This window comes from Desertivirga brevis, assembly GCF_017355835.1.
In genome coordinates this window covers 59,074-79,302 of the sequence record NZ_JAFEWF010000003.1, presented here as the reverse complement: position 1 = coordinate 79,302, position 20,229 = coordinate 59,074, and the positions used below count along the sequence as shown (strand labels likewise).

Annotated in this window: 13 protein-coding genes; 3 read left to right on the top strand and 10 right to left on the bottom strand. The window is 40.1% G+C overall.

Translation table 11 applies throughout. The features are described 5' to 3' along the window. Positions 1-106: 106 nt before the first annotated feature. Both J4N25_RS10720 and J4N25_RS10715 read right to left on the bottom strand, forming a co-directional pair. The gene (locus J4N25_RS10720) at positions 107-2,878 is read right to left on the bottom strand and encodes a bifunctional aconitate hydratase 2/2-methylisocitrate dehydratase (protein ID WP_207422200.1); all 2,772 of its coding nucleotides are present in this window, start codon (positions 2,876-2,878) and stop codon (positions 107-109) included. A 506-nt stretch (positions 2,879-3,384) separates the two neighbouring features. Next, entirely contained in the window at positions 3,385-4,002 is a 618-nt protein-coding gene (locus J4N25_RS10715; protein WP_207422199.1) for a polysaccharide deacetylase family protein, read from the bottom strand. Between the two features lie 175 nt (positions 4,003-4,177). On the opposite strand from J4N25_RS10715, the gene J4N25_RS10710 reads away from it, so the two are divergent. From J4N25_RS10710 to J4N25_RS10700, 3 genes are read left to right on the top strand one after another with little or no spacing between them, the layout of a single operon-like run. Continuing rightward, on the top strand, positions 4,178-5,182 hold the full coding sequence (locus J4N25_RS10710; RefSeq protein ID WP_207422198.1) for an NAD(P)H-dependent glycerol-3-phosphate dehydrogenase: 1,005 nt from the start codon (positions 4,178-4,180) through the stop codon (positions 5,180-5,182). Positions 5,183-5,233: 51 nt separating this feature from the next. Further along, positions 5,234-5,491: a hypothetical protein gene (locus J4N25_RS10705; protein ID WP_207422197.1), complete on the top strand. Its 258-nt coding sequence runs from the start codon at positions 5,234-5,236 to the stop codon at positions 5,489-5,491. 12 nt (positions 5,492-5,503) lie between these two features. Beyond that, complete coding sequence (locus J4N25_RS10700) at positions 5,504-5,806, top strand: hypothetical protein (RefSeq protein WP_207422196.1); 303 nt, start codon at positions 5,504-5,506, stop codon at positions 5,804-5,806. A gap of 51 nt (positions 5,807-5,857) precedes the next feature. On the opposite strand, the gene J4N25_RS10695 is transcribed toward J4N25_RS10700, so the two are convergent. From J4N25_RS10695 to J4N25_RS10660, 8 genes are all read right to left on the bottom strand, one after another. Next, the gene (locus J4N25_RS10695; RefSeq protein WP_207422195.1) at positions 5,858-7,657 is read right to left on the bottom strand and encodes a DEAD/DEAH box helicase; all 1,800 of its coding nucleotides are present in this window, start codon (positions 7,655-7,657) and stop codon (positions 5,858-5,860) included. A gap of 136 nt (positions 7,658-7,793) precedes the next feature. Then, entirely contained in the window at positions 7,794-8,870 is a 1,077-nt protein-coding gene (locus tag J4N25_RS10690) for an SGBP N-terminal domain-containing protein (protein ID WP_207422194.1), read from the bottom strand. 123 nt (positions 8,871-8,993) lie between these two features. Next, positions 8,994-10,061: an SGBP N-terminal domain-containing protein gene (locus J4N25_RS10685; protein WP_207422193.1), complete on the bottom strand. Its 1,068-nt coding sequence runs from the start codon at positions 10,059-10,061 to the stop codon at positions 8,994-8,996. A gap of 77 nt (positions 10,062-10,138) precedes the next feature. Beyond that, a complete protein-coding gene (locus tag J4N25_RS10680) occupies positions 10,139-11,962 on the bottom strand; it encodes a RagB/SusD family nutrient uptake outer membrane protein (protein ID WP_207422192.1) in 1,824 nt (607 codons plus the stop codon). Between the two features lie 19 nt (positions 11,963-11,981). After that, positions 11,982-15,173: a SusC/RagA family TonB-linked outer membrane protein gene (locus J4N25_RS10675; protein WP_207422191.1), complete on the bottom strand. Its 3,192-nt coding sequence runs from the start codon at positions 15,171-15,173 to the stop codon at positions 11,982-11,984. A 26-nt stretch (positions 15,174-15,199) separates the two neighbouring features. Beyond that, on the bottom strand, positions 15,200-16,798 hold the full coding sequence (locus J4N25_RS10670; protein ID WP_207422190.1) for a fasciclin domain-containing protein: 1,599 nt from the start codon (positions 16,796-16,798) through the stop codon (positions 15,200-15,202). Positions 16,799-16,869: 71 nt separating this feature from the next. After that, complete coding sequence (locus J4N25_RS10665; RefSeq protein WP_207422189.1) at positions 16,870-18,699, bottom strand: fasciclin domain-containing protein; 1,830 nt, start codon at positions 18,697-18,699, stop codon at positions 16,870-16,872. 14 nt (positions 18,700-18,713) lie between these two features. After that, positions 18,714-20,222, bottom strand: coding sequence for a RagB/SusD family nutrient uptake outer membrane protein (locus J4N25_RS10660; RefSeq protein WP_207422188.1), 1,509 nt, complete (start codon positions 20,220-20,222; stop codon positions 18,714-18,716). Positions 20,223-20,229 lie beyond the last annotated feature (7 nt).

Sequence of the window (20,229 nt, the reverse complement as noted above, 5' to 3'; positions counted from 1 at the left end):
CAAGTTCTGAGAAATGAACAAACAAAAAACCATCCTGTTTCGCAGGATGGTTCTTCAATTTGCAATATTTTATCTATTTATGTTTCCTTCACAAAAACACCAAAGACTAATTCATTAACAGCTTGTGAGGAGGAGCAAACTTAGTAAGGTTAATTCCTTCCACTGCTGCTTTATATTCCTCAATTGTTGGAGTTCTACCAAGGATTGTAGACAGCACTACGACTGGGGTAGAAGACAGCAAAGATTCTCCCTTTTTGCCTTCGGCATCTTCGACCACCCTTCCCTGGAAAAGACGAGTTGAAGTTGCCATTACTGTATCACCTTTAGCAGCCTTTTCCTGGTTACCCATACAAAGGTTACATCCGGGACGTTCCAGGTATAGCATTTTCTCGTATTCAGTACGGGCTGCAGATTTAGGAGCGTTATCGTCAAATTCGAATCCGGCATATTTTTGTAAAACATCCCAATCTCCTTCAGCCTTAAGTTCATCTACGATGTTATAGGTAGGTGGAGCAACAACCAGAGGAGCCTGGAATTCAACCTTACCATTTTGCTGCTCTATGTTCTTAAGCATTTGAGCAAGGATCTTCATATCTCCTTTGTGAACCATACAGGAGCCAATAAACCCAAGATCTACTTTTTTGTCTCCGCCGTAGAAAGACAACGGCCTGATAGTATCGTGAGTATATCGTTTAGAAACATCCGCGTTATTTACATCAGGGTCAGCAATCATAGGTTCACCGATCAGATCAAGATCAACAACAACTTCGGCATAATATTTAGCATTTCCGTCAGGAATTAAGGCAGGTTTCTCACCTGACCTAATTTCGGCGATTCTTTTATCAGCCTTATTGATTAAGCCCTTAAGCACTTGTTTCTCGTTGTCCATACCTTTATCGATCATAATCTGGATCCTGCCTTTAGCAATCTCCAATGATTCGATTAAGGTGTCGTCTTCAGAAATACAGATTGAAGCTTTTGCTTTCATTTCTGCGGTCCAGTCAGTAAATGTAAATGCCTGATCGGCAGTAAGAGTTCCAATATGAACTTCAATAACCCTGCCTTGGAATACGTTTTCACCTCCGAACTTCTGAAGCATCTGCGCTTGTGTAGCATGAACTACATCGCGGAAGTCCATAAAATTCTTCATCTCTCCCTTGAATGTTACCTTCACTGACTCTGGTATTGGCATTGAAGCCTCACCGGTAGCAAGCGCAAGAGCTACAGTACCTGAGTCGGCACCAAAAGCAACACCCTTAGACATCCTGGTGTGAGAGTCACCACCGATGATGATAGCCCATTCATCTATTGTAATATCATTAAGAACTTTGTGGATAACGTCGGTCATTGAATGATAAACGCCTTTAGGGTCACGAGCGGTGATTAAACCGAACTCGTTCATAAACTTCATCAGTTTTGGAATATTTGCCTGAGCTTTTTTATCCCAAACTGAAGCAGTATGACAACCAGACTGGTAAGCACCATCAACAATCGGCGAAATTGTTGTTGCTGCCATAGATTCCAATTCCTGAGCAGTCATCAGACCGGTTGTATCTTGTGAACCCACGATGTTTACTTGAACACGAACGTCTGAACCCGCGTGTAATACTTTACCAGGAGTTGTTCCTACTGCATTTCGATTGAAGATCTTTTCTACTGCAGTAAGACCCTGTCCTTCGTGTGAAATTTCTTTTGAAGGAGCAAACACCGGAGGAGTTTCGATGTCTAACAACTTGGCTGCAAATGTTTGAAGTTTTTTACCGAACACCACAGCATATGATCCACCAGCCTTTATAAACTCCATCTTTTGAGGAGTGAATGACTTAGAAAGGTCGATCAGTTCCTTGTCGCCGTTATAAAGTTTTTTCTTTTTCGTATTGATAGTAAGAACGGTGCCCGTAGCAACAGAATAAACTTGCTCAAGCACAGGTTCACCGTTCTCGTCGCGGACAACGCTGCCGTTTTCATCAAGCTTTTTTACCCAGTTCTTAAGGTCAATACCAATACCACCTGTAACGTCAACAGTTGTTAGGAAGATCGGAGAAATACCGTTTGTACCCCCAACGATCGGTGCGATATTTACAAATGGAACGTATGGGCTTGCTTGTTTACCAGTCCAAAGGGCCACGTTATTTACACCTGACATTCTAGATGAACCAACTCCCATGGTGCCTTTCTCAGCAATTAACATCACACGTTTATCGGGATGCTTTGCTTGCAATGCTTTGATTTCTGCCTGTGCCTGTGGAGAAATCATACACTTACCATGTAGTTCACGGTCTGAGCGGGAGTGAGCTTGATTACCAGGAGATAGCAAGTCGGTAGATATATCACCTTCACCAGCTATAAAAGTAACAACTTGTATTTCTTCGGGAACCTCAGGTAATTTTGTAAAAAATTCCGCCTGAGCATAACTTTCAATAATATCCTTCGCTATTACGTTACCGCTCTTGAATGCTTCCTTCAAGCGGTCTGTGTCGGCATCGTAAAGGAAAACTTGTGTTTTTAGTACGCTCGCTGCTTCTTTCGCAATGAAAATGTCATTACCTAAAGCCAGATCAAGCAGAACCTTAATTGAAGGACCACCCTTCATATGTGACAACAGCTCGAATGCAAAAGTAGCAGGGATTTCTTTAACGGCAGATTCCCCCAGGATTATTTCCTTTAAAAATTGAGCTTTAACACTTGCAGCCGGTGTTGTACCGGGCAAAGTATTGTAAATAAAAAACTTAAGAGAATCTTCGCGATACTGGTTTTTTGAATCCTTAATTTGGGATATAATTTCACTTAGTAATTCAGCACCGTCAATTGGTTTGGGATGCAGCCCCTGGAGTTCTCGTTCTTCAATCTCCTTAATATAATCCTTATATGTGTTCATACAAAAGTCTTTTCGATGTTAAGCTAAATTTGTAAAAAAGTCAGAGGCTCGGACCCGTGTCATTCTTTGCTCACTCAAGGCTTACAAAGAATGCCCTGCACTACTATAGCCTTCCATAAGTATAGTTAGCGCAAACGACATTAGAAGAACTAGCCTGTATGGCTTCCCCTCACAAGTCCAGGACAATTAACTCTGACCTGAGCTATGGTCACTAACAGAACTTACCGATTGCACACAACCAGAAAGGTAATGGCGCATTTTTCCGGGCCTTTTCTATCTCAAATACCACCAGTCCTGTTTTTGATATAGTTAAAACTAAAAATATAAATTACAAGACTGAATTTGCGCGAATTTACGTAAAATGACCGGAAGATATGACTTAAGTCATAGATTTTTTTGATTAAACCAAGTATAAATGAAATTAAAAAGACGTTAAAACCCTTCCTCATTACTTATTCAAGCAACTACTAGGCTAAGGCTGATAAATCTGTTTAATTTTGTCTTTATTACAATACACCGAATGAAAGGCCGTGCTTTAAACAAAAGTCTAAAGTTCCAGGCAAGGCATACTTTAATCTATCGTAGGCTTTCAAGCTATCGTGAAAAACGATTATCGATCCAGGGGAGACATTATTGACGACATTCCTCAAACACTTTTCAGGACTTAAATCCTGATCAAAATCGCCACTAAGAACATCCCACATGATGATCTTAAGATCGGGTAAATCCTTTTTCAGCTTTGATGCCTGCGATCGTTTAACCCTACCATATGGGGGCCTGAATAGATTTGAATCGGTCAGCTGTTGACACTGATTAAAATTCTGCAAATAGATATCATCTTCGGTATCCCATCCTTTCAAATGATTGTATGTATGATTACCAATAGAATGGCCTTCATCTACGATCCTTCGAAAAATGTCCGGGTGCTTTCTGATATTGTCACCAATACAAAAAAAGGTTGCTTTAGCATTAAATGTGGTCAATGTATCAAGTACAAAAGGGGTCACGTCAGGAATAGGACCATCATCAAAAGTTAAATATACGGTCCGTGACGTTAATGGTTTTCGCCAGACAAATCCGGGATAGAGCCAACGTAACCAAAAAGGTGTTTTGATAAGATACATATTAAGGGTAAAATTAGGATTTTTGAAACTGCGATAGTATTAAAGCAATTTAAACTGAATGTATACTTGAATTTACAGCAAACAAAAGAACAAAATTATAATTCCTAAAAAGGTTTTGAACTACAATACCCTTAATTATTAGTAAACTTGCCAACTCTTAAAACAGGAATTTTAAATGGATTCAGTGGCTAAAATAGCGGTTATTGGAGGTGGAAGTTGGGCTACAGCTAACATTAAAATGCTGGCCGATAATCGCAACACTAAGGAAATTTTCTGGTGGATGCGCAATCAAGATGCGATAGAACACATCAAAACATATCGACACAACCCCAATTATCTAAGTTCTGTCGAGATAAATGTCCCGTCTGAAAATTTAAGCACTGACCTCAAAAATATTCTGGCGAAAGCGAATATGGTTCTTTTAAATGTACCTGCAGCATTTCTAAAGGAAGCACTACGCGACATCACTGCAGAAGATCTTAAAGGAAAAAAAATCATTTCTGCGATTAAAGGGTTCGTTCCAGACGAACACCTGATCATTGGGGAATTTATGCACTGCAAGTACGAAATCCCATTTGAAGATCTTATTGTAATCAGTGGTCCATGTCATGCAGAAGAGGTGGCTTTAGAAAAACTATCTTACTTAACTATATCCTCGGCAAATACCCAACTCGCACAGGAATTCGCGGGCTTGTTGAATACCCGTTATATTAAAACGAATGTCTCCGACGATATTTACGGCACGGAGTACGCTGCTGTTTTAAAAAACATTTATGCTGTTGCCAGTGGGATCTGCCATGGCCTGGGATACGGTGACAATTTCCAATCTGTTTTAATATCAAATGCTATTCGTGAGATCAAGCGCTTTGTAGATGCTGTTCACCCAATTAGCCGTGACATCAAAGAATCTGCCTACCTCGGGGATCTCTTGGTTACTGCCTATTCGCAGTTTAGTCGTAATAGAATGTTTGGAAACATGATTGGAAAAGGATATACTGTAAAATCTGCGCAACTAGAAATGAATATGATTGCAGAGGGTTATTATGCTGCACATAGTTTGCATCAGATAAACAGGAACTTTAAGGTACCAATGCCGATATGCAGAGCAGTGTACGCCATTCTTTACGAAAAACATTCCCCTCATATAGAGATGAAGCTATTAGCGGAGAAGCTTTCTTAGAAAATTTTGGCACACTAATGGTATGTTCCATGTTTAAAACACATAGAATCAATGAAGAACGCAACCATCTGGGGTATTGTTGCAGGTGCAGCCACCGCAACAGCCGTATTAATGACCTATCGGAGAAGTGACGGAAGCAGGTTAGCTGACGGACTTATAAGTTCTGCAAGACAACTCGGTAATAAAATAAAAGACAGACTTCAGCACAACGTTAAGGGCCCGAATGGAGAGGCCGTGTATCTTGACATGTACGACCGCCAGTTCTTCGAAGACGCAGAAGGAAAAAGGGTTTATCTAGACGTTCATTAATATATAACAACTATGAAAATTGTGATAAAAGCTCTCCTGATCCTTTCCTTAGGCTCTTTAACAACAATATCTCTGGCCCAGGAAAAAACGGACAGTACCGGTGTTCGCCACACCGTAAAACAAGCCGGTAAAACGACTGGTAAAGTTGTTAAAAAAACTGGCAAAAAGGTTGGCGAGGTTGGAGCTAAGAGTGCTGCAAAGGTTAAAGACAAATCGCTCAAAGAAAAAGGACCAAACGGCGAAACAGTTTATATCGACAAATATGAACGAAAGTATTATGTTGATAAAGATGCAAAGCGCGTTTATATCAAATAAAAAAGGTTCGGCAATGCAGCCGAACCTTTTTTATTTAACTGAAGATAAATCTTAATATCTTTTTCTTCGCTCGCCGGTTCCGCTTCTTTCTCTGCTACCACCGCTACGATCTTCTCTGCGTTTGCCAGAAAAATCACGGAAGCCACCGCCACTGCTGCGTTCTCTACCTCCGCTACCTTCTCTACGGCCACCGCCACTGCGTCCGCTACCACCACGGTTTCCTCCGTCGCGATCTCCAGCCACTTCAATCCGAACACTTCTACCATTAAATTGCGCTCCTTTGAAGTTTTGGATAACTGCTTCGGACTGTGCATTTTCAACCTCAAAGAAGGTGTACACTCCTTTTAAATCAATTTTTCCAATCGACTTACCGCTAATCTTACCGGTATTACAGATAAACCCTAGCATGTCACCACGGGTGAATTCGTCCACAGAGCCTAAGTTAATGAACAAACGAGTATAATCTCCTCTGCTACCACCTCTTGGGAAACGTTCACCACGTTCTCCGCGTCCTTCAAACTCGGCCGAAACATTTAGATCTGGTGCATTCTGATAATACTCAAGGAAGCGATTGAATTCCAAAGAGGCGAACCTTTTAATCACTTCTTCCTTCGTAAGGTCATTAAACTCCTCCATTATACGAGGAATGTATTGTTCAATCTGCTCTTCGTTCACATCAACGTTATGCACCTTGTGAACAAGCGCAAAAAGCTGTTTCTCGCAAACATCGAAACCTGTAGGGATTTCAGCTTTCACAAATTGCTTTCCTATCACACGCTCGATCTGACGGATCTTTCCTAGCTCTTTCGAGTGAATAATAGAAATGGAAACTCCTGTTTTACCTGCACGAGCGGTACGACCACTACGGTGAGTATAGTTCTCTATCTCATCAGGTAAGGAGTAGTTGATAACGTGAGTTACGTTATTTACATCAATCCCCCTTGCTGCCACATCTGTAGCAATAAGAAGCTGTAAACTGCGCTCACGATAACGTTTCATCACTTTATCACGTTGCTGTTGAGAAAGATCACCGTGCAATGCATCAGCATTGTAACCGTCTTTGATCAACGCTTCGGCGATTTCCTGAGTCTCGATCTTGGTACGACAAAAAACGATACCAAATATCTCAGGGTTAAAGTCAACGATACGTTTGAACGCTGCATATTTATCACGGGCCTTTACTACATAATACTCGTGCTCAATATTTGCATTTCCTGTATTCTTTGTCCCCATGGTTAACTCATGAGGATCTGTCATATACTTTTTAGAAATACGACGAACTTCTGCGGGCATGGTAGCAGAAAATAACCAGGTTTTCTTTTCTTCCGGAGTGGTTGAAAGGATCTGATCAATATCTTCCTGGAAGCCCATATTTAACATTTCGTCAGCCTCGTCTAGTACTACGTATTTTACCTGACTGAAATCGATAGCGTTACGACCAATGATATCTAACATACGGCCGGGAGTCGCTACTACAATTTGTACTCCTCTTTTAATCTGACGTAATTGGTCAGAAATACTTGCACCACCGTAAACGGCAACTACATGTACATTTTTAATGTTTTTTGAATAGTTTTTAAGATCGTTAGTGATCTGAAGACACAATTCACGAGTTGGACATAAAACCAGCGCCTGTGGCTGATTCGTATCGAAGTCCAACAATTCCAATAAAGGCAGGCCAAATGCTGCCGTTTTTCCTGTTCCTGTTTGAGCTAATCCGACAAAATCGTTGCTGCCTGAAAGTAATACCGGGATGGCTTGCTCCTGTATAGGAGTGGGATTAGTAAATCCCAATTCAGAGATGGCATTAACAATATCATGACGGATTCCCAATTCACTAAATGGGTTCATGATAATAAATTACGTGTTCAGCCTTAATGCTGAAGCAGGGGCAAAGGTACGGTTTATTTTCGGGAAAAAAATTTCATGAGGAGTTATTAGAGCTTAGATGAATTATCTGACATTATAATAGAATAAGCCCGATATTTTAGTATCCTATTGCCTGAGTAATTTGCGACATCCTGGCCTCGCTTTTTAAAGGATCCATAGCATTTCCCTTCTGGCCGACGACAATTGAATATTTCCATCCTCTCCCGTCTGACGCCCCACTCCACAAACTTGAAGCACTGTAATATCGATTCCGGCCTTTAATTTCTCCATTGTTTGAATATTTTTTTCCATCTGATTTGGGATCATAACATTCAAAGAAGAGATTGCCTGAAACTTTTTTATAGCCTTTAATGACTAAATAGTGGGGATAGATGGAAGTGGGCGTAGTATAAAAGGCGTGGGTATGGTCGGTTGCGGTTTGATTTAATGGAACTTTTGCCATATTAATGATACAGATTGCGAGATAGCCCTTATTTATACAATCAATGATTTCCTCCATGCCAGTTGAGAGGGAAATAACTTTCCAGGGAATATCTTTTTTAGTAAATAGCCCAGTTACATCAATAGTTGAGAAAGGCTGCGGATTGGGGTCCATAGTTCCGTCTGGTCGGAACTGAGGGGTAGCTTCCTCTCTAACCTGGCTTACCGAGGATGAAACGAAGTGGGTTCTATGGGTCCATCTCATAGCCATTGCAACGGCCGCCGCACCTCCATTGATTGAAGAATGTATACCAGAAGAATCTTGAGAAAAATACCAATCATAATCCCTGTCAAGTCTGTTCCTAGCCTCAATTATTCCATTTAAGCCTATTTTACTGTCATTTGATTGCACCCTAACAGTCCAATCAACAGGTTTACCGCTTTCTGAAACGACTGTATAGGTGATTGGAGCATTAAAATTGTTTAGGGATATTGCACTACTCTGAACAATACCGCCAACGTAAACCGATGCGCCGACAGATACTTGAAACACAGGAGCGATACGCGTCCAATCAAAGTAATCAGCAAGCTCAATTACTATTTCATGTTTCTGCCTGTCTATGGAAACTCCTGTAGCGTAAGGAATGAGGAAAGTTTTGAAGGAGGCTTCGTCATTCCGAGGTAGACTTTCTTTCTGACAATTGGCCAAAGGCAAAATAATTAAAGCAGCCACAATTTTTGTTAATAGTTTCAATTGCAATACTTTTAAGTTAATACCAACCGCCATAAGCATGACATTATTTTATGCTAACAAATCTATTTAAATCTGTCATCAGAAGAGGGATAAATAATACAAACACCAAATAGGCGAAGACAGCTAATAACCTTCGGCCTGCTCAATTTCCCTTATTCCAACTTCATTAATAAAAGGAGGCAAAACCCTTCCCTTTTCACCTATTATAATTCCGTACTGCCAACCGCCATAAGCTGAAACCCCAGCCCAAACATCGGAAGCGTTGTAATATCTATTACGTCCTTTACTTTCTCCATTAGTGGGGTATCTCATGCCCTTAGATTTAGGATCATAGCATTCAAAGTATAAGATTCCACCGATTTGCTTATACCCTTTTACAATAATATAGTGAGGGGAGATAGCACTATTAATTTCATAGAATCGATGAGTGTGTTCTGAAAGATTCGGATTTGGTCGAACTTTAGAAAAATTCACAATCAGGGCAACGGGGTAACCACTATTTATTGCGTTAAAGATCGAGTTATGACCAGAGGACAAGGCTACAATCTTAGTTGGCACCTCTTTGATTTTTAAATAATTAATTATATCAGCAGGAAGAAATGGATTGGCCTGAAGTCCAAAATCAGTCATATACGGAGGCTTTGCCTCATTCCTTATTTGAAGGATGCTAGGATTGATATAGGTAGTACGGCTAGCAAATCGCATTGCCATACCAATTACTGCAGCGCCTCCATTTATGTGCGAGAATTCGCCTGAGGTGTCTTGACTGTAATACCAGTCGAAGTCCCTTTCAATTCTTTTCTCAGCATCTACAGTTCCGCGTAAACCAATTCGACTATTATTAGAAACTAAGGAAACTGTCCAGTTTGTTAATGATCCATCTTCAGCAACGATTGTATAAATTACAGGATTAGCGAAATTATTAGCAGTGGTAGCACTTCGCTGCTCAACATTTTCTACTAGAGCTCTTGCTCCGGTTGAAAGTTGAAATACTGGAATGAGGTGAGATCTGCTATAATAATCAGCAATTTCTACAATTACTTTTTTGTTGTTAAAATCTATTGCAGAATTAGTTGCCTGGGGGATGAAAAAAGTTCGAATATCAGAGCCCGTAGCAGCATCTCCTTTATCCTTCTTGCAAGCAAAGAGAAATAAGTAGAAGATAAGGAACGTTCTATAAACGATTTTCATAGAAATTGATAAGTAGAGGTTAGCAAGAATCAAAACAGGAGATCTCTCGCGATGATCTCCTGTTCAGTATTATCTATTTATTGCCATTTAAATGGTAAAAACCAATTTTTCACATCTGCACCCAGCTTTTCCACTCCTGCAGGCACGGCTTGGTTAGCAGTCTGGAATTTTTTAGCAACAGAATTTCTTAAGAATTCCCTACCCTTTCCTGGCTGGTCTCTTTCCCTACGCAAGGCAATCCTTACTAAGTCCTGCCAGCGGTTTCCCTCGAAAGCTAGCTCCAGAGCAGCTTCGTTTACTATTATATCCTCCATTGCCACTGTCAGACCGGTCCTAGAAGATGCATTGAGTAATGGCTTATTTTCCCTGCCTCGATTTGACATGTTAAAATATGCAGCAGAGTCAACGGTTACAGGAACAAGTCCAACCCGTCCTCGAATACCGAAGTTGAATGAGTACTTGTCACGGTATCTCGGGATCTCGCCATTCCTGGCGAAGAATAAATAGCTGGGGTCTGTATTAACAGAATCCCTACTGATCATAATGTTAGTTACATCGGCTGGTAGTGGTCTATACTTTGGCGTATAAGCTTCTCTTATTCCTAAATTCACTAACGCATACGCCAACTTATCTATACCATCTCTATTTGCCGTTTCGGCCATGCGCAGGTGTAATAATGCTGTTCGGTATAAAATCCACTTTCCATTACCCGTTGTAAAAGGAGATCGACTGTTGTAACTAGTTAGTAATTTATTAACTACGGGTCCTGAAGGAGTCAATTCATAGCTAGAACCCGTTAAGTTGGCCCCAAGGCCTCTGTGAATATCACCGGGCTGTCCGTTCAAGGCGGGATCGTCAGCGTTCCTACGCAACTGATCGTTCCAGTTTTTAATAGCCAACGAGGAAGGTTTAATTTTATATTTATCACCATCCGGAGCAAAAAGATTTACAAACGGGTTTCCGGGACTAAACTTGATATCTAGAGGTATCATCCAAAAGTTTTCATGGTTCTGAGCTCTTTCGCTATAACCCTGACTAAAAATTCTATACCAATCAGCATTGCCTAAATCATGAGGATTTCCACCTACATTAAAAGAACCATAAAATTCCCTTTGTGTGCCTGTAGGATCCAATACACTTCCATATTCCATTAATGCTTTATAGTATCTCGCAGCCAAAGCATATTCTCCCTTCCAAAGATGAAGGTCACCAAGAAGCATATATTTATTAATAAATACCTTCTCTGTATTATAAGAATCGAGTGTTATGCGTAAAGAGTTACCTGCCGGGATGGGTTCTTTGGAAGGTAATTTCTCTGCAAAATCTGTTAGAGTTGTAATCAAGGTTGACAAATCAAGTTTAGGAAACTTGTTTAAGTCATTTATATCAGAAATACTTACAAGAGGATCGGTAACGTAATAAACCTCACCGTACTGGATCCCTAATTGCAAATATATCCATGTCCTTAATGCTGCAACTTCAGAATACCTTACTTTATATTCATCCTGTGTTAATCGTTTGTTAGCGAGCATTACATCAAAGTTTTGCATAGCATCGTTACAGTTGATTATCACTTCGTACCATTGCTTAGGATTAGCCCAAGGGTTGTCTGGTGATACATTATGCTCGTTAATTTCCCTCAAGTATTTATCTGCATTGAGAGTAACGTCCTCTAAGTCTCCCCGAAGCTCGTTCAAAACAACATATCTATCTGCGAGAGTCGTAAACTTTCCATAAATTCCCATTATGGCGGCATCCGCATCGTATACGTTTTGATAGGCTAGTTCTGCCGGCAAAGCATCTTCCGGCTGGAGATCAAACATCTTCTTACACGAAAGCGTGCTTAGTGTAATGGAAACTAATAAAAATCCACTAAACAGGCTTTTTAAATTTCTTTTCATACTTATCAAAAAAAGCTTTTTATAATCCTACTCTAACTCCTAGTTGAAACGATCTGAATTGAGGTTCTGCTCCTGTGTCAATCCCCTGAGTGAAGACAGAACCCGTAGTACTAAATTCAGGATCATATCCAAGATACTTGCTTATCGTAAATACATTATTTCCAGTTACATAAACCTTTGCATATTTTATCCCCTTGTTTATCGGAAGGTCATATCCAATTGAAATGGTCCGAAGTCTAAAATACGATCCGTCTTCAATCCATCTATCAGAGAACCTCGAATTTCCTGAAGGATCTCCAATTATTGCTCTCGGAACATCAGTAATCTGACCTTCTGCTCGCCATCTATTAAGTACAACAGGAGTTTGGTTCTCAAACCCGTTCATAGCTTCGATATTCCGGCGCTGATAGTTGTAAACATCATTTCCTACAGAAAAAGAGAATAAAGCATCGAAAGTGAATTTTTTCCAGGAAAGGGTATTACTAATCATACCAAAAAAATCCGGATTTGGATTACCTATAACAACTCGGTCATTATCATCTATATACCGATCATTGTTAATATCAACAAAACGAATATCACCTGCACCAAATTGAGTGATAGTGCCATCGTTTCTTCTGTTCTGCACATTTGCCCCAGCAGCCTCTGCGCTTGTGCTGTATACTCCATTTGTCTTAAACCCGTAGAATAAGTTAGCGGCCAAGCCTTTTTGTGTAAGTATCTGAGCTCCGGCATAAGACGTAATTTGACGATCGTTAGGTATACGGGTGATTTCGTTTTCAAATGTTGAAATATTAACCCCCAAATCCCATTTTACTGTTTTCTTTGAAACACGACCGTTAGCGCCAAACTCCACGCCCCTAGTTCTCATGCCGCCGTTATTTGCGAAGGCATAATCAAATCCTGTAACGGTTTGAACAGCTTGCTGTGTCAACATATCATAGGTGCGGTTGTAGAAATAATCGAAGCTAAGTTTCAAACGTTCTTTTAAAAATGAGGCGTCGACACCGGCATTGTACTTCCATATATCTTCCCACTTTATAGAAGTGTTAGCTACATTTCCACGCACTAACCCTTGTGTCCCAAGGAAGTTCTGACTTAAGTAGTATTGGCGAGCTGTGTAGTTTCCTAGGTCGTCATTAGCCACCATCCCAAAGCTAGTTCTTAACTTTAAAAACTCTACAGCTTTGCTATTTGCCATAAATGGTTCTGAAGAAACAATCCAAGCACCCGCAATAGACGGAGTTATTGCGTAAGCTACGCCGCCTAATTTGATTGGTGCGTCTGATTCCGATCCGAACCTCGATGAACCATCAATACCCAGGTTTCCTGAAATAATATATTTACTTCTAAAAGCATAATCTGCATTTGCGTACACATTTAACCATCTCCAGCTTCCATTTTCTCCGCTTATCCTCCTTAATGCAGCCTGTCCCTGTCCCACTGTTACATAGTCATCCGTTGCAGCATTATAGCCATAGCCATAGTCGGTTTCCATCTTGTTGTCATTGTACCTTACACCAATATTTGTGCTTAGATTATGAACATTATTAAATGTTTTATTGAAGGAAAGGCGTGCATCGGTGAACATAGAATAGAGCCTCTCAACATTACTGCCAGAGGACCTTGCAGCAACTGCTTGAGATAGAGTATCACTTACTATCCCCGTATTAACTTTGGAATATGTTTCTCTAACATTACCGTAGGTTATTCCTCCCAGGATATTTAAATTCAACTGTTTGTTAAAAGCATAATTAAAACCGAGGGAGCCAATTAAACGATAGTTGTTATTTGTACCTGCCATTTTTTGAATTACGGCAGTTGGATTGCTCATGTTAAAATAGTCAACCGCAGCTAGATTGGGTGAAAGAAGGCCATTTTCAGCAACTTCATTTGTGGATAAAAAAGGTGCCTTTGTCAAAGCCAGATAGATCGGGTTTGTTTTTACTGACAAGCCTTGGTCTCTCAAATCCTGATTATTTCTTACATAGGATAAATTGGCAATACCTTTAAACTTCTTTGTAAGATTCAGATCAGCGTTAAATCTGACCTGGTAACGTTGCAAGCTAGTATTCTTTGTCACGCCTTTATTATCAAGAAAACCTAGTGAAAGCCCATAAGTAGCAATATTATCCCCGCCCGTTACCTTCATATAATAGTTTTGGTTAACGGAATTATCAAGAACCTGATTTTGCCAATTCGTATTAAAATTAGACCTTTTATAATCGATACTATTAGGATCAGAATTCATGAAAGGGGCAGCCGCAATCTGGCCATCAGTTGCTCCACTACTTTTCAGAAGATCAGATAGGTAAGATCGATACTGGCTTCCGTTAAGGAGAGGAATCAATGAGGGCTTCGCATTGAAACCCGTAAATGCACCAAAATCAATTTGAGTAGCTTGCTGCCGCGCGCGATTAGTAGTTATGTATATTACCCCATTCGCAGCCTTAGTGCCATAAGTAGAGCCTGTTGCATCCTTAACTACAGTAATATTGTCAACATCTTTTAAATCGATATTCGCTAAAGGATTATCAGTGTAACCAGAAAGTAAAGACAAACCATAGTCTGTGTTGTCGAAAAGTATTCCGTCTACTATTACTAACGGTTGATTTGTCGTATTTAAAGAGTTGTAACCGCGTAGGAACAAAGTAGACCCAATGCCTTGTGTCCCCGAACGTCTAATAGCATTTAACCCGGTAATTCTACCCTGGATGTAAGTATCTGGCGTTTCAGAGGAACTACGTTGCCAACTATCCTTAACAGTAATTGTGCTTATCGCGCCTGCGGTCTGACTATAAGATTTAGAGCCGTATGGTAGCTTTACTTCTTCATAAACAGAATTGAACTCGGCTTCATACAAGCTCGCTTTAACCGATCGTCTACCTTTCAAAGCAATCTCCTTCGTTTGGAAGCCCTGGGCATTTACAACTAAAACAGTATTATAATCGGGGACAGAAATTGTGAACTCGCCTTTTTCATTTGTGATTGATGCCGAATACCCCGGAACGCTGATACTAATTCCGTCCAGCGGCTTTCCTGTAGCGGCATCCGTTATAACTCCACTAGCCTTAATTCTGTTATCATTAACTTTTTGAACAGCGGCAGAACCCGTAGAAACAGAGTCTTGCTGTGCCAATATATTTTGGGAAGAAAACACCACAAAATATGGCAAGACAAAAAACTTGGCCGCTTTTATAAATATGTGCATAATTCGGATTTTTAACGCTTAATTCTCTATGGTAATACAGGTACTAGTTTGATATAATCGAGCAATAATGTGTTGGTTCCATTTCCGGTAGTAGTATTTCCAACTAAAAATATGGGTAACATACTTGCTTCTTTGTCCTTTAAATCTCCAACTTCGGTCCTATTTGCAAATACTTTATCGGCCGTAAATTCACCAAGATATACTTCACTGTAGTCAGGATCAAAAGTGGGCTTTCCATTAACGTCTAACACCGGTTGACCAGTTGAATTTGTACGACGGACCACACCTGGTTCAGGAATATAATTAAAGCCAGTCGTTAAAGCAGATGTTTTAAAAGCCAGCCGCATTGGAAAATGAACGAGATTTGTAGCGGTACCCGTAACAGACAAGTTAAAATCCCTTACCACTCTCCAGTATACTTTATATTTCACTGAATTGACAAAAGAAGGCCTATAGCGGGCTGCCAGTGCATTCACCCCATGGTTGGATAAATATAATTGCTGATAGCTACTTCCATTGGGGTTTCTTTTAGTTACAGTGTTGAAGGTACGTGCAGGACTGAAAAACGCCCCCCTCTCTCCCTCTATTACAATCGGCTTAATTTTAGTATAAGGATCGTAAGTTCCACTCCCTAAATCGTAGTTAATGTTGTTCATTACATACACGATGCCATTACTAACACGTTTAGTTTCTACTATGTGCCCTTTGTTCAAATGAAATCTAACACTATCACCGATGGAGTAAACGTTAGCCGGAAAATTATCAGCGTCTAAAATTCCTTTAAAGGCAAGGTCCTTGATAATATTAAAATCGGTAAGAACCGAAGTACTATCGTCTGTCCCTAACTTAAAATACTTAGATAGCTTATTTTTTTCATTAATAAAAGCCTGATCTGTTAAGATAATATAGGTAAATAAAGAATCTTCATTACTTATGTCGGATGCCTGGCTGTAACGATTAAGAAAGCGGTTTCTCATTACAATTCCTGTTCCCTCTTTAAAAATAGGTTCTCCGGTATTAGGTCTAACACCGATCTGCTCAGCTTTTGAAGAATCTAAATACGTTTCAGTATAGGAGTTCAAAAGTGCTTTTTGAGTTGTGTTTGTAGACAAGAGGTACTCCCAAGCATTAGGCTTCGGAAGAATAGCTGAACCAATAGTGTGCAAAGTGCCATTTCCTACGTAAAGGTCTTTACTTAGTAAAGTTATTCCATCAACAGCAGTCTTTGTAAATTGAACATTTTTCCCATTCATTACCTTAATTTTGGTGAAAGGGTCGGCAGCACCATAAGTTAGGTATGATTGCTTCGAGATATGATTTCCAACAAATAACTTCCGTTTTACATCAGAATCAAGATAAGTTGGATCAACTGCATCGATTGCAGCATTCGTTGGAGCCCAAACCGTGAATGTATTGGATGACGCCAAAACGGAATCATATTTCGTCTGTTTAAGAAGGTCTACGAATTTACTTAAATCTGGATTTTTCTGAATCTGATCAAAAAGTGATTCTCCGTATAGAGAATTGCTCAATTCTGTATGATCATCCCACTTCTTTTCGCAAGAGGAAAAGAGCGCAACCACACTAAGCAGATAAAGGAGGATGAAACGTAAGGATATATTCATAATAAAAATATTATTTATTGAACCCGGAAAGGCTTTGATCCCTTTCCGGGATGTATTAAAATAACCTGATTTTAATGTGTACCAGGATAAGGCGTAAAGTCGGGAGTTCCATCCACTTTAAATCGAGGCAGAACTTGAGAAGACCAGTCAACGGGGATAAAATGGATCATATCCAGATCATTTGCATTTTGAGTTCCTTGTACAGCTTCAAGCCTGACCGTATGAATGTCTGTAGTTTTTATGTCTACAACACCCACTTTCTTTGATATCCAGGGATTATTGTTATATACTCCTGATGCGTTATACGTTTGTTTTAGGAATGGGCTTGCTGCGTTTCCCGTGGAGGTATAGTACTTCCATCCTAAAGCCTCCAGTTCAGAAGTCGAGCCAAGTGGAGCTGGCTCCCCAAAATTGAAAGTAGTTGGCAACACCTCTCCATCCACAACAACTCGTGTTTGGGTGGCAATATTGGTCGGATACGTTCCCGACTGATTTCGTCTGCGATAGCAGACCCATACTACATATTTACCTCTAACAACAAGAGGGCTCTTCATTTCAATAAACTCTTGGCGAATGTTTCCTGCCACGTTACCCAAAAACAAGTTCAAAAAATCCCCGAATACCCATGGCTCACCAGCGGGCGAGTTTCTGTAATATACCCCATCCCCAGTTTTAGGCCACCACCAACCTTTTATGGGGCTTGCTGCGGTGGCTGAGGGTTTTGTAAATGTTATTGCTGGTGCACCTGACTTGCGGAAGCTTGGGTTCTTACGCGCCTCCGGGAAATCAGCAACATCCCAATATACCGGAAAAGGATCCCGTTTTTTTACACCAAAGTGCCCGGTAGTCGGGGCCGTTCCGGCAGCATTGTAAGGAGCAGTGTAATGGTATACTCCATTTATTGCAGAATTATCACTAATTGTTCTTGATAATAAGAAGCCCGGCTCGTAAGTACCATTGAAAATTATATCATTTATCAACACCTGCTCGTTCTTTAACTGTGAAGAAACAATTTCGGGACGTGCCAATGTTGGATGACCTTGAGACGAAACAATATCTGCCAAATACTTCGCGTAAAACAAAATGTGATAAGCGGCCCACATGTGCAAACCGTTATTGCCATTAGTATAATTGGTAGCATTAGGTGAATATTTATCAGTCAAAGCCTTGAAGTCGGTAATACCAGCACTAGCTAATACACTATTAGATTCCACAAACACTGTCATATACTTCTTTTGCAAATCAAGGTTGTTCTCAGGAAGAACATTTAAAGTATCATAGAGACCGGTTACTTTTAGGGCCTGAACAAATATTGAATTGGCAGGATTAGCTTCAATTGCCTTTGCAAGAGTTCTTGTAGACGGTCTAAGCATATTATCTATTATATGCACATAGCCGTTTCCTAATCTTATGTTCGGTTGCTCAAGATTAGCCTGCCTGTTTACAGTTACCTTTGTTATTCCTCCTGCGTTAGTAGCGCCAGTAATTAAATACTGATCCAGCATTGTTAAAGAATTCAACTTACCATCGCCAAATTTCTCTGTAGATATGGTGTCCTCAATAAGGTGAAATCTTACTAGATCTTTAAGGGAATCTACGTTTACCTGCTCTACTGAAGATTTTCCACTATCCTGGAGGTACTTCCTTACCCCCTCGTTAGTAGGAAGAAATAAGGTATAAGTTCCGTAGGCTTGTAGATAGCCAGCAGTACCTGTGATCTCCAGTATCTTGCGGAATTCCGAAAATTTGTCAGGATTTTTATCAAGGAAAGTGGTAATATTTACCTGGTCGCTTGTAGTAGTTACAATTGGCTCCTTCTTACACGAAATAAAGCATAAAAGAGCCAGACAGAACAGCAACCCTGTCTTTATAGATCTTTTGGACTTATTAAATCTGTTCATATCGCTTATTTTAGTTAGTTTGAATAGAAAGGATTTTGAACCAGTTGCTTATCAGCTTGTAATTCAGAAATATGGATCGGCAAGTAATGGCTTCTAGTATCTCTATACTTAGTAATAATAGATTGTTGTCTATCAGGCAAAGCTGATTCTGCAACTATTTTTAGCATATAATCGAGATTTGCATAATTGTTCCGTTTCGAATTTCTAAGAATATCAAACCAACGTTTACCTTCAAAGGCGAATTCCCTAGCTCGTTCATTCATGATATAGTCAGAAACTGCAGAAGGTGACGTGACGTCAGGAGATTCTTTCGTTAAATCAGGTGCATTTGCTCTTGTTCTAATATCATTAATTAATGCCAAGGCTTCGTCTCCTTTTCCTGTCCACGCTAATGCTTCAGCTTTCATCAATAGAATATCAGCGTAACGATAGAAGAACCAATGACGGTCAGAGAGGGCTGTCGTTCCGATAATGTTATTTAAGTCAGTTCCAACAAATTTCATGATTACATTATCAGCCCCTCTATACGAAACGCCATTACCTCTGATATCAATTTTATCTGGTTGATTGGGATCATCAGGAAAAAAAGTGGTTGGTAATTTAGGTGAGGCTATGAATCTACGAGTTGAAGTATTTGCAAAAACATTATACCAGTTGTTCGGAGTTTGGCTGGTAAATTGTAATTCAAAGATACTTTCGTTTGAGTTTCCTCGAACAAATGTGGTAACAAACCAAAGAGCCTGGTTATTTGCTCCTTGATTCAACCCGAAGCGATTAGAAGCAATTACTTTATTGCAAGCTGCAATAGCTTCTTCATACTTCTCATTCCACAAATACACATCAGCTTGGATAGCATTCACGGCATACTGAGTAATACGGCCTTTATTCTGAGGGTCTAAAGGCGCTCCCGGAACATGAGCAGGCACAGCATTAATTGAGGCGTAATCTAGGTCAGCTACGATCTGGTTATAAACTTCTTCCCTACTGCTTTTCGGTAACTGTTGAATAGTTGCATCGCTCGAGGTAGCTCGTAGCTGAAGGGGAACTTCTCCCCAAATCCTAAGCAAATAGAAATACATTAGTCCCCTTATAGCTCGGGCTTCTGCTAAATATGCATTGAGTTGGCCGTCAGTTAAAGTTGGATCATTATTTTTTACATTTGGGCCAAACTCAATAACTGTATTACAATAATTGATAGTCCTATATATAGAGCTCCAATTGGCCCTGTTATTAGTAGGCTGGATTTCTGCGTTCATAATATTGAAATCAGATACTTCCGCCACGTTGCCGATTGCTAACATATCACCGCGTAATTCACCCCAGAGGAACATATTTTCCACTAGACCACTCGTTAACATATCTCCGTAGATTCCTATTACGGCTGATTTCAACTGTTCCTTAGTTTTCCAAAAATTTTCCCTTATGAGTCCGTCCTGAGGCTCAAGGTCAAGCCACTTTTTACAGGAAGTCCCTGCTAGCAAAACTAACAGTAGTAAAATCTTATAACTTATATTCTTAATCATTGCAGTT